General features: G+C 57.2%; 12 protein-coding genes. 8 read left to right on the forward strand and 4 right to left on the reverse strand.

Features of this window, described 5'->3' with window-relative positions; all coding sequences use genetic code 11:
* Nucleotides 1-4: 4 nt before the first annotated feature.
* The 3 genes from minE to minC form a co-directional block, all read right to left on the reverse strand.
* The gene (gene minE, locus EF096_RS15505) at nucleotides 5-262 is read right to left on the reverse strand and encodes a cell division topological specificity factor MinE (RefSeq protein WP_092288215.1); all 258 of its coding nucleotides are present in this window, start codon (nucleotides 260-262) and stop codon (nucleotides 5-7) included.
* On the reverse strand, nucleotides 263-1,072 hold the full coding sequence (gene minD / locus EF096_RS15510; RefSeq protein ID WP_123890710.1) for a septum site-determining protein MinD: 810 nt from the start codon (nucleotides 1,070-1,072) through the stop codon (nucleotides 263-265).
* A 149-nt stretch (nucleotides 1,073-1,221) separates the two neighbouring features.
* A complete protein-coding gene (minC, locus tag EF096_RS15515) occupies nucleotides 1,222-1,974 on the reverse strand; it encodes a septum site-determining protein MinC (RefSeq protein ID WP_123890711.1) in 753 nt (250 codons plus the stop codon).
* A 108-nt stretch (nucleotides 1,975-2,082) separates the two neighbouring features.
* Here minC and EF096_RS15520 point away from each other — a divergent pair, with 108 nt between their 5' ends.
* Together EF096_RS15520 and EF096_RS15525 are read left to right on the forward strand one after the other, a co-directional pair.
* Complete coding sequence (locus EF096_RS15520) at nucleotides 2,083-3,033, forward strand: lipid A biosynthesis lauroyl acyltransferase (protein WP_123890712.1); 951 nt, start codon at nucleotides 2,083-2,085, stop codon at nucleotides 3,031-3,033.
* The gene (locus EF096_RS15525; protein ID WP_235869760.1) at nucleotides 3,033-4,244 is read left to right on the forward strand and encodes a patatin-like phospholipase family protein; all 1,212 of its coding nucleotides are present in this window, start codon (nucleotides 3,033-3,035) and stop codon (nucleotides 4,242-4,244) included. The genes EF096_RS15520 and EF096_RS15525 overlap by 1 nt, the downstream gene beginning before the upstream one ends.
* A 10-nt stretch (nucleotides 4,245-4,254) precedes the next feature.
* On the opposite strand, the gene rapA is transcribed toward EF096_RS15525, so the two are convergent.
* Complete coding sequence (gene rapA / locus EF096_RS15530) at nucleotides 4,255-7,095, reverse strand: RNA polymerase-associated protein RapA (protein WP_123890713.1); 2,841 nt, start codon at nucleotides 7,093-7,095, stop codon at nucleotides 4,255-4,257.
* A gap of 246 nt (nucleotides 7,096-7,341) precedes the next feature.
* Between rapA and EF096_RS15535 the strand changes: the two genes are divergently transcribed.
* The 6 genes from EF096_RS15535 (at nucleotide 7,342) to EF096_RS15555 (ending at nucleotide 11,202) form a co-directional block, all read left to right on the forward strand.
* Nucleotides 7,342-7,596: a hypothetical protein gene (locus EF096_RS15535; protein ID WP_123890714.1), complete on the forward strand. Its 255-nt coding sequence runs from the start codon at nucleotides 7,342-7,344 to the stop codon at nucleotides 7,594-7,596.
* Between the two features lie 136 nt (nucleotides 7,597-7,732).
* On the forward strand, nucleotides 7,733-7,915 hold the full coding sequence (locus EF096_RS15540) for a hypothetical protein (protein WP_123890715.1): 183 nt from the start codon (nucleotides 7,733-7,735) through the stop codon (nucleotides 7,913-7,915).
* A gap of 87 nt (nucleotides 7,916-8,002) precedes the next feature.
* Nucleotides 8,003-8,122, forward strand: a complete 120-nt coding sequence (gene ccoM / locus EF096_RS20810) for a cytochrome c oxidase subunit CcoM (RefSeq protein WP_305955062.1) — start codon at nucleotides 8,003-8,005, stop codon at nucleotides 8,120-8,122.
* Nucleotides 8,123-8,178: 56 nt separating this feature from the next.
* On the forward strand, nucleotides 8,179-8,814 hold the full coding sequence (locus EF096_RS15545; RefSeq protein WP_305955061.1) for a tRNA-uridine aminocarboxypropyltransferase: 636 nt from the start codon (nucleotides 8,179-8,181) through the stop codon (nucleotides 8,812-8,814).
* Nucleotides 8,815-8,970: 156 nt separating this feature from the next.
* On the forward strand, nucleotides 8,971-9,783 hold the full coding sequence (locus EF096_RS15550; protein ID WP_123890716.1) for an SDR family oxidoreductase: 813 nt from the start codon (nucleotides 8,971-8,973) through the stop codon (nucleotides 9,781-9,783).
* 228 nt (nucleotides 9,784-10,011) lie between these two features.
* Entirely contained in the window at nucleotides 10,012-11,202 is a 1,191-nt protein-coding gene (locus EF096_RS15555; protein ID WP_123890717.1) for a thiolase family protein, read from the forward strand.
* Nucleotides 11,203-11,384 lie beyond the last annotated feature (182 nt).

Here is an 11,384-nt window from a genome sequence, read left to right on the forward strand (position 1 = left end):
GTCTTCAGGGGCGTTCGGGCAGGGTGATGTTCAGCTCCAGGATCGAGCAATCGTCCTGGTTGTCGAGGGCGACATGCACCTGTTCGCGATCAATCTGAACATACTTGCTGATCACGTCGATAATTTCCTGCTGCAGCTGCGGCAGGTAATCGGGCTGGTTACGTTGGCCACGTTCGTGGGCGACTATGATCTGCAAACGCTCTTTGGCAATAGATGCAGTCGCCGGTTTTTTGCGGTCGCGGAAGTAGTCGAAAATGCTCATTTACCGACCTCCAAACAGGCGCTGCAGCAGCCCCTTCTTTTGTAATTCCAAAAAGCGGTGCGGCATATCTTTGCCAAGCAAGCGCTCAACCGCGTCGGCGTAAGCCTGACCCGCGTCGCTCTTGTCGTCCATAATGACGGGTACGCCCTGGTTGGACGCCTTGAGCACGGCCTGCGACTCGGGGATAACGCCCAGCAATGGAATTGACAGGATGTCTTCAACGTCGCTGACCGAGAGCATTTCGCCGTTCTCGACGCGCTCCGGGTTGTAGCGGGTCAGTAGCAGGTGTTCCTTGATTTTCTCACCGGCTTCCGCATGCTTCGATTTGCTTGCCAGTAGGCCCAGCATACGGTCGGAGTCACGCACCGAGGATACTTCCGGGTTGGTAACAACCACGGCTTCATCGGCAAAGTACATCGCCAGGTGGGCACCTTTCTCGATACCGGCAGGCGAGTCGCATACGATATAGTCGAAGGTTTCTTTCAGTTCATTCAGTACGCGCTCGACGCCTTCCGGAGTCAGGGCGTCTTTGTCACGGGTTTGTGACGCGGGGAGAATGAACAGATTATCGGAGCGCTTGTCCTTGATCAGGGTCTGATTAAGGTTGGAGTCGCCGTTGATAACGTTGACGAAGTCATAGACTACGCGCCGCTCACAGCCCATGATCAGGTCCAGATTACGCAGCCCGACGTCGAAGTCGACGATGACTGTCTTGTACCCGCGCAGTGCCAAACCGGTACCGATGGCAGCGCTGGTAGTGGTTTTGCCTACCCCGCCTTTGCCTGATGTGACGACGATGATCTTAGCCAAGATGACCTTCCTGTCGAATTTCTCTAATGGTGGAATGTCGCGCTGAAAAAATGCGGTTATCAGCGCGAAAAAATGATGTTCTGGTGGGGCCCATCGGTTGGCCAGAGGCCACGCAGTACGGGCGCCCCCGAATGGCTCAACAGTATCGGTTAAAGGGCGCTTATCTTCAAGCTGTCACCTGCCAAACTGATATGTACTGCCTGTTTCCAGTGCTGTTCCTTGCGCAAATCCTCTGCGACTTTGTATTGCCCGGCAATGGACACCAGCTCGGCCTCAAGGTTCTGACAGAAAATCCGCGCTTCGGTATTGCCTTGAACCCCTGCCAGTGCGCGGCCGCGCAGCGGGCCGTAGACATGGATATGTCCGTCGGCGAGCAGCTCTGCCCCGGCGCTGACGGGCGCCATGACGATCAGGTCGCCGCCGCGTGCATACACCTGCTGGCCTGAGCGGACCGGCTCGGTGATGAGTCTGCCGCCGCTGGGCATGGCTGCCGCCGGTGGTGCGCTGGTGACCGGTTCTGGTGTCGGTTGCGGAGCCGGCGCTTCAATGATCTTTTCGCGCTGCCGGCCTACCGGTATCAAAACCATGCCAGCGCTTTGCGCCAAGGCGCGGAAGTCTTCGCCGCCGCGTAGGGCGACCGGCTGCAGGCTATGCTCGCGACAAGTCGCCAGCAGTTTAGTCAGACCGGCAGCGTTGATTGGGTCTGTGAGTTTGTCGAGCGCAATGACAACAGGCGTATCGACGAAGAAGTTGGGTGCCTGCTCGACCTTTTCTGCCAGTTGTCGCGCAAAATGGTCGTGGGACAGGCGCACCAGTTCGACAACGGTCATGGTCAGCATGCCGCCCTTGAGATGAAACACGGGGTCGTTGTCGAGCAAGTCCAAAGTAGTGTCAGCAGTCATGGTGGGTCCGTTTCGCTTTAATGCGCACACTTATATAGATTGACTACGCTGATCGCAAGCCGCGCGCGGCTTGGGTAGAATGTGGTTTTTGCGCAAATGGATATCCGAATGGATCACGCGGTTTTTTCCCGAACTCTGTTGCACCCCCGCTATTGGTTGTTATGGCTGGGTTTGGGCGTGCTGTGGCTGGTTGTTCAGTTGCCCTATTCGTTGCTGCTGGGGCTCGGACGGCTGGTGGGTAAATTCATGTACTACTTTATGGCGGAACGCCGTGAAGTGGCTCGTATTAACCTGGAGCTGTGTTTTCCGCACATGAGCCAGCAGGAGCGCGAGGCGTTGCTGCGGGAAAATTTTGCCTCCAACGGGATTGCGTTGTTTGAAATGGCTATGGCCTGGTGGTGGCCCAAGCGACGTTTGGCGCGCCTGGCAAAAATAGAGGGTATTGAGCACCTGCACAATGCCGCAGCAAAAGGGCAGGGTGTGGTGTTGATGTCACTGCATTTCACGACGCTGGAAATTGGTGCTGCGCTGCTGGGGCAGGTAGTCACCATTGATGGCATGTATCGTGAGCATCGCAACGCTGCATTCGACTTTGTCCAGCGCCATGGTCGTGAACGGCATAATCGCGATGCCAAGGCAGTGGAGCGTGAGGACGTACGAAGCATGATGCGCTCACTACGCAGTGGCAGAGCGATATGGTACGCACCTGATCAGGACTATGGTCGCAAGGCGAGTGTGTTTGTGCCTTTGTTTGGTGTGCCGGCGGCAACTGTCACGGCCACCAGTACCTTTGCCCGCCTGGGTAAGGCGCAGGTTGTGCCCTTTACTCAGAGCCGTTTGCCCGGAGCCCAGGGTTACCAGTTGACCATTCATCCGCCGTTGCAGGATTTCCCCAGTGGTGACGACATGGCAGATGCGCTGCGAATCAACCAGTGGGTAGAGCAGTCGATAGCACAACAGCCGGAGCAATACATGTGGGTGCATAGGCGTTTCAAAACGCGGCCCGAAGGCGTGGCCAGGCCCTATGCCAAGCGCGCGCGCCGGCGTAGCCGTCGCTGATGGGTATGCAGCGCCCCGCTGATTGTACCGGATTGATACTGTCGGGCGGCGGCGCGCGTGCGGCTTATCAGGTTGGCGTGCTGTCGGTGATCGCCGAGCTGCTGCCAGCAGGTGCAGCCAATCCTTTTCCGGTTATCTGCGGAACTTCTGCAGGCGCTATCAATGCGGTCGCACTGGCCAGTCACGCACGCACCTTTTCTGACGGTGTAGAGCGGCTACAGGAGGTGTGGTCGCAGTTTCGTTGTGAACAGGTATATCGTAGTGACTGGCCGGGCGTTACTGCGCAGGCATGGCGGTGGGCGCGCGCCAATTTGCTCGGTTTTCCAAGTAAAAAACCAACCGCTTTGCTGGATAACGAGCCTTTGCGGCAGTTACTTGATCGGACGCTGAAATTTGGTCAGATAGACGACAGCCTGATGAGCGGGCATCTGCGCGCCATATCGGTCAGTGCTTTTGGCTATCAGTCGGCCGACTCGGTTAATTTCTATCAGGGTGAGGCGCGTATTTCGCCTTGGGCGCGGCACCGCCGAGTAGGCGTGCAAACCAGGCTGGGTCTTGAGCATTTAATGGCGTCGTCTGCCATTCCCTTGGTATTCCCTCCGGTGTTGCTTAATCGCGAGTGGTTTGGTGATGGCGCGGTGCGGCAGCGGGCGCCAATCAGCCCGGCATTGCATCTGGGCGCTAACCGGGTGTTGGTAATTGGTGTTTCTGATAACTTCGCGGGGCAGCCTGCTGGCGGGCGCCGCGGGCCGAGGTTACGCACTGCTTTGCCGCCGACGCTAGCGCAGATTGGTGGGCATCTGTTGAATAGTACTTTTGTTGATAATCTGGAAACGGATGTCGAGTTGCTGGAGCGCATGAACCGCCTGGCTGGCTACATGCCTGCGGGCTCGCGGTATTCCGGTCGGGGAGTGCGTCAGGTTGAGGTGCAGATTATCTCGCCCAGTGAGCCACTGAATCTGATTGCTGCACGTCACCGCAAGGCTCTGCCGCGAAGCTTACGTGTTTTCCTGCGTGGCAGCGGCGCAACCCGCGCTTCAGGTGGCAGCGTGCTCAGTTACCTGTTGTTTGAGGCGGAGTATTGCCAGGAGTTGATCGAGCTGGGGAGGCGTGATGCGCTGGCTAAGGCGGAGTCTCTGCAGCGATTTTTGGGTTTATTGTGTCCGTTGCAGGAGTCGACCGAAGTCGACTCCTGCGCAGGTGGGGCCTGAGGTTGCCGAGTTAACCAACAACCAATACACGAATGGCGTCCAGTCTGAGCTTGGCCTGTTGTAGCACATGGTTGCCTTGCTCATGCTGGCGCTCGAGAGCAGTGATCTCGTCCTCGCGTACCAGTGGGTTGACCGCCTTTAGCGCCTTCAAACGTTGAATCTCTTCCTCTAGTTCGCTGCTGAAGCGTGCGCGCGCGTCGGCGATTACTTGCAGGTGTTGAGCCTCGACAGCGCTTTCGGCGTGCTTGAGGAGTGATTCAACCGGCTCTCGCTGGGTTTTGGCAATTTTGGTGGCGAGCTGGCGCGGCAAGGATTCAACCTGGGCGTCAAGGGTATCGAAGCTGACCTTGGCTGCCAGATTGTTGCCATTGGCATCCAGCAGGCAGCGAATCGGCGTGGGTGGCAGGTAGCGTTGCAGTTGCAGGGCACGCGGCGCGATGGCTTCGCATACATAGACGCATTCCACCAGCATGGTGCCGGGTTTGAGCGCCTTATTCTTCAGCAAGCCAACCGAGCTGTTGCCCATGCTGCCAGAGAGGACCAGATCCATGCCGCCTTGCAGCATGGGATGCTCCCAGGTCAGGAACTGCATGTCTTCGCGTGACAGCGCCGTGTCGCGGTCATAGGTGATGGTAACGCCTTCGTCGTCGCCCAGCGGGAAGCCAGCATCGAGCATGCGCTCGCCGGGCCGCAATACCAGTGCGTTGTCGGAGTGGTCGTCGCTATCGATGCCGAACACGTCGAACAGGCGTTCCATGTAAATGGGTAGCTGAAAGTCGTTGTCCTGTTGTTCGATGACATCAATCATCTGGACGGAATCCTGATGGCCTCGCGAATGCAGCTCTAGCAGCCGATCACGGCCGTTGTGCAGTTCCTGCTCCAGCTCCAGCCGCTGGTTGCGTGCCTGCTCAATCAGTTTTTCCCATGCATCGGCATCGGGATGATCGAGTTGAGTGAGCAGTTCGCCGCCAAACTGGTGCTGCAGGGCGTTACCGGCCGGGCAGGTGCTCTGGAATGCATTGAGCGCCAGGTGATACCACTCGAACAGGCGTTGTTGTGCAGTTCCTTCGATGTAAGGCACGTGCAGCTGAATGATTTCGCGCTGACCAATGCGGTCGAGGCGACCGATACGCTGCTCCAGCAAATCCGGGTGTGCCGGCAGGTCAAACATGACCAGGTGGTGAGCAAACTGGAAATTACGGCCCTCACTGCCGATTTCCGAGCAGATCATGACTTGTGCGCCAAATTCTTCATCGGCGAAGAACGCAGCGGCGCGGTCGCGTTCGATGATGCTCATGCCCTCATGGAAAACGGTTGCCGGTACGCCGCTGCGCACGCGCAGAGCGTCTTCCAGATCCAGTGCGGTTTCGGCGTGTGCGCAGATCACCAGCACCTTGCTGCGTTTAAGTACCTTGAGGGTGTCGATAAGCCACTCGACACGGGGATCTTCCAGCCACCACATGGTTTCAGCGGCATCAAAATCAGCCTGCAAGGGTTGCTCAGGATATAACGCAACTCGGCCTTCCTGGTCTTGATAGAGCTCAGGGCAGGGTAGTGGATAGGCATGCAGCTCCCGTTCCGGGAAGCCAGAAATGGCCGCGCGAGTGTTGCGGTACAGAACGCGACCCGTGCCGTGGCGGTCCAGCAGTTGGCGTACCAGACTGTCGCGTGCATGGTTTGCCGCTTCGCCGGGTTGGTTCAGTGCCGCCAGTTGCGGTTCGGCGCTGCTGCCAAGCCAGTCGATGATCGCGCTCTGATCGCCAGTGCTGAGTTGATCATCCTCCAGCAGATGCTGTACGGCGTCTGCCACCGGTTGGTAGCGCTCGGCCTCGGCAATGAACTGCGGCAGGCTGTGGAAGCGATCGGGGTCTAGCAGGCGCAGGCGCGCGAAGTGGCTGGCTTGGCCCAGTTGCTCCGGGGTGGCTGTCAGTAGCAATACCGCCGGTATCTGCCGCGCCAGGGTTTCGATCAGCAAATACTCGGGGCTTGGCGATTCTTCGTGCCATACTAGGTGATGAGCTTCGTCGACTACCAGCATGTCCCAATCGGTCTGCTGTACGTAGTCCGCGACCTTGTCGTTCTCGAGCAGGAACTCCAGCGCAACCAGCGCCAGTTGTTCTTCCTCAAAGGGATTATCTTCTGCGCCAGCGCAGCGATCAGGATTGAAGAGAGCAAATTGCAGGTTAAAGCGGCGGCGCATCTCTACCAGCCACTGGTGTTGCAGGTTTTCCGGTACCACAATCAAAGCACGGCGAATGCGGCCCATTTGCAGCTGGCGGTGCAGTATCAGACCTGCTTCGATGGTTTTACCCAACCCCACTTCATCGGCGAGCAGTACGCGTGGCGCCATGCGGTCAGCGACATCCCGAGCGATATGCAGCTGATGGCCGATCGGTTGCGTGCGCACGCCAGCCAAGCCAAGCAGCGGTGAGCGCTGAACGCGGCAATAATGACGCAGGCTCTCAAACCGCAGGCTGAACCAAGGAAGAGGATCAATCTGACTGGCGAACAGGCGATCGCTGGCCAAACGGAACTGAATGAAGTTGTCGAGCATGGTTTCGGCAAAGGTTTCTTCGCTACCGTCTTCGCGTAAACCGGTGTAGACCAGTAGGCCGTCCTGCTCGCCAACGTCGTTGACGGTAATGCTCCAGCCCTCATGATGACTGATGTTGTCGCCGGGGCTGAAGCGCACCCGCGTCAGTGGCGCATTGCGTAATGCGTAGTGACGAGTCTCGCCGCTGGCGGGATACAGCACCACCACCAATCGGTCGTCCTGAGAGAGCACTGTGCCCAGCCCCAGTTCCGATTCGCTGTCACTAACCCAGCGCTGTCCCGGGATAAATCCTGCCATGCCTCTCTCCTGACCGTGCGAAAAAAAGGGCGCACATCTTACCCGATCGTCTCGCATGCAGAAACCTCGAGTTTCAGTTGGCTGCAGCCAAATTTGGCTTTACATGCGATCAAAAATCACTCAATTATGTCGATTGCATCACTGTTGTCTGGATATAGATGCGATCTTCGCGGTCGATATAGTGTAGACAACAATGGTTACGAGGCTGCGACAGGGTGTCTGGCAGCTTTTATGAGGTTATAGAATATGCTGATTCCAGGGATTCCCCCGGCGGGGGCGCAGCATGACCCGGTGAAGGTCAAGCGACAGGTGGAGCCGACGCAAGAGTCGAAATCGGTAGATAATGCAACTTCATCCCCCGTCGAGCGCCGCCAGCGTGATAACGGCCGCTGGCCAGAGCGCCGCCGCAAACGTCGCCGCCAGCCGCGCCTGGAGCAGGCGCCCGCAGAGCACGAGTTTGACTTGCCAACCAAGGGGTTGCTGGTTGATATTGAGGCATGATTCTGTGCGCGTAGTAAGTAAGGTCGTGTTTCGCTTTCCTTGACCAGGGTTCTCGCGCTGGTGTTTCGACAGGCCCTGGGCTGGCTTTCACTCCAAAACCCACTTGAGTTATCAGCTCCGCCGTAAGGGGGTAAATATGTCTGACAAATCTGATTCGCCTGTTGTGGTCGACTTCGCTGAGGCGCGGCGACAGCGTATCCATGATATTCACGATGCGCGGCTTGAGAGCATGCGTAGTGCTTTCGCCAAGGCGTTGCCGCTAGCGGGAGCCAAATCATCAGGTAAAGGCAAAAAGAAACGCAATAAAAAGCCGCGTTAAGTCGCTGGCTCCTTCATTGACCCTGATCAATATTCCAATCAGAGCATCGGCATAACCTGTGTACATGGAAAACGCAGGAGGTGCCTTATGTATGTTGATGCAGCTGTAATCGCAGGGATACTCACAGTCGGTTTGATGCTGGCTTTCTTTGGTGGTGTGGGTTTGTTTATCAGGAGTGATATCAAAAAACACAAGAAAGAGCAGTGAGTTGTGTCGCCAGGAAGTAGGGCATAATGCAGGTCTGTTAATAACTTCAGACCATTATGCCCTCGTCCGACTTGCCCACACGTCGCCCGCGTTGCGAGCGCTGCCTGCGCCCTGCGCAATCCTGTCTGTGTCTTCTTATTCCAAGCGTACCCAATTGCACTCACTTGCTGGTAGTGCAGCATCCCTCTGAGCAAAAGCATGCCTTGAATACAGGTCGTTTACTTGCCCTGGGCCTCTCTAGTGCCGATCTTTTGATAGCCGAATCGCTTGCAGGGCACGCGCAGTGGTGTGATCGGTTGCAGGACTCCAGCTGGCGCACAGAACTTCTCTTTCCTGGCCCGCAAGTATCAATCATTCAGCGCGACTGCGCGGATACACGGCCACGACGTCTGGTATTGCTGGATGGAACCTGGCGCAAGGCGCGAAAGCTGTTGCACCTGAACCCGGTCTTGCAGGCGTTACCCAGGGTTGGCCTGCCTGCTGGCCTTTCCAGCCGCTATCGCCTGCGCAAGGCGCCTGAAGCAGGTGCACTCTCGACTATTGAAGCCGGTGTCGAGGCCCTGCGAATGCTTGAGCCCGACCTGCTCGTGGAGCCTTTGCTGGCCCCCTTTGACGCAGCAGATCAGCGCCATGGGGCAGGCGCGCTATCAGCGCAATTACCCGACCCGCTGAGCGCCAGTGCAATGGCATGATGAGTCAGCGTGCTGTCGTGTAGAACGCTTGATTCATGGCATTTATAGTGCCCTTTAATCCCGGCTTGCCAGCCAGCTTGTCGCTAGACTGATCCTTGAGTTAATCGCTCGCGCTCAACAACAAAAATAGCGTCATTCGATAGTTAAGGGGTTTTCATGCAGGCAACAGGGCAACGAGTTGTAATCACCGGCGCTGGCAGCGGCTTAGGGCGCGAGCTGGCTTTACGGTACGCTCGAGAAGGTGCGCGCTTGGCACTGGCCGACATTAATGAGGATGGGTTGAAGGAAACCCGGCAATTGGTTGCAGACGCGGGTGGCTGGAGTTTTAGCCAGCGTTGCGATGTGCGTGACTACAGCCAGCTTGCTGCGCTGGCGCAAAGCTGTGAAGAGCGCTTTGGTGGTGTCGATGTGCTGATCAATAACGCCGGTGTGGCTTCCGGTGGCATGTTTTGGGACCTGAGCCTTGAGGACTGGGACTTTCAAATTGGTATCAATCTGATCGGCGTGGTCAAGGGCTGCAAGGCATTCATGCCGCTGCTGCTGGCTCAGGGCAATGGCCGCATTATCAATATCGCCTCCATGGCCGCGCATATCCAGACGCCGGGGATGAGTAATTATAATGTCGCGAAGGCCGGGGTGGTGGCGCTGTCGGAAAGTCTGTTGGCCGAGTTGCAGCCCCTGGGTATCAAGGTCAACGTGGTTTGCCCCTCTTTTTTCCAGACCAATCTGCTCGACTCTTATCACGGTCCCGATCATCAGTCGAAAAACGATATGGCCAAGTTACTGCAGAGTTCGCCGATCAGTGCTCAGGAAGTGGCCGATATCACTTACCGCGAAAGCGAGGCTGATCAGTTCATGATTTTGCCGCACGAGCGCGGCCGCCTGGCGCTGGAGCAGAAGCGGGCTGATCCGCAGGTTATTTATCAGGAGATGTTCAAGCTGGCTGCACGACGACTGGAGCAGAGCTGATCCGGTTCAGTAAACTGAGCAGCCGTTCAGCGCAGGCTCATGCTTGCGCACCTCAAATAGCGCTTTATCACGCTGGTCTATTGTGTTTACCGCACGCGGTCTGGACTTTATGCTGTGCGACCTTGGTGGTAGAAGCGATTGATGAGCGCTGCCATCCATTCACGAGTGTCTGATCTGCATGGCAGGCGGATGCTCGCTATACCCCCTGCTGAATTTGAGGTTACTAGCATGCGTGACGTCGTTATTGTCGACAGTGTACGGACCGGTCTGGCCAAGTCATTCCGTGGCAAGTTCAACATTACCCGCCCTGATGATATGGCGGCGCATTGCGTCAACGCGCTGTTGGAGCGCACCGGTATCGATCCCAAACTTATTGATGACTGCATTGTGGGTGCTGGCTCCAACGAAGGCGCTCAGGGCCACAACATCGGCCGCAACGTAGCCGTACTGTCGAAAATGGGTATTGATGTCGCGGGCATGACGCTGAACCGCTATTGCTCATCCGGTCTGCAGTCAATTGCCATTGCTGCCAACCAGATCGCCTCTGGTTGCTCCGACGCTATCGTCGCCGGTGGCGTTGAGTCCATCACCATGACGGCCAAGAGCCGCAACACCGACAACTTCGTCAACCCGATCTTGGAAAAAGACTTCCCGGGTATTTACTACCCCATGGGTCAGACTGCCGAGATCGTAGCGCGCCGTTACAACGTGACCCGCGAGCAGCAGGATGAGTACTCCCTGCAGAGTCAGCAGCGCACTGCCCGTGCTCAGGCTGAAGGCCTGTTTGACGACGAAATCGTACCGATGAAAGTCAAGTATCAGGTGCAGGACAAGGCGACCGGCGATATCAGCATCGTTGATGGCGTAGTTGATCGCGACGAGTGCAACCGTCCTGAGACCACCCTGGAAGGTCTGAACAGCCTGAAGCCCGTGTTTTCGGAAGATGGTTCGGTTACTGCAGGTAACGCCTCTCAGTTGTCTGATGGCGCCTCAATGACGCTGCTCATGAGCCTGGAAAAAGCACTGGAGCTGGGTCTGAAGCCATTGGCTTACTTCCGCGGTTTCGCCGTGGCTGGTTGCGAGCCTGATGAAATGGGTATTGGCCCGGTTTATTCCGTGCCCAAGCTGCTCAAGGCACGCGGTCTGACGGTTGACGATATTGATCTGTGGGAGCTGAACGAAGCTTTCGCTTCGCAGTGTCTGTACGCACGTGACTTCCTCAAGATCGACAATGAGAAGTACAACGTCAACGGTGGCTCTATCTCCATTGGTCACCCGTTCGGTATGACCGGCTCGCGTCAGGTTGGTCATCTGATTCGTGAGCTGCAGCGTCGTGGCAAGCGTTATGGTGTGGTCACCATGTGTGTGGGCGGCGGCATGGGCGCAACCGGCCTGTTTGAAGCTTACCCGCAGGACTAAAGTTGGCGCCGCCCTGTTCGGCGGCACTGCTTGTAAGGCGCGCCTCTGGCGCGCCTTTTTTATGGTGCGCCCGGCAGGGCGCACTCACTTGGAGGTGAAAGTCCTCTACACGCCCGGCAAGGGGAAGTGTTAGCCAGAGGCAAGGGTGTCGCGGGTGACTGCGAATCTGGAGGAAGCCCGAG

The organism is Pseudomonas neustonica, assembly GCF_003797945.1.
GTDB lineage: Bacteria > Pseudomonadota > Gammaproteobacteria > Pseudomonadales > Pseudomonadaceae > Halopseudomonas > Halopseudomonas neustonica.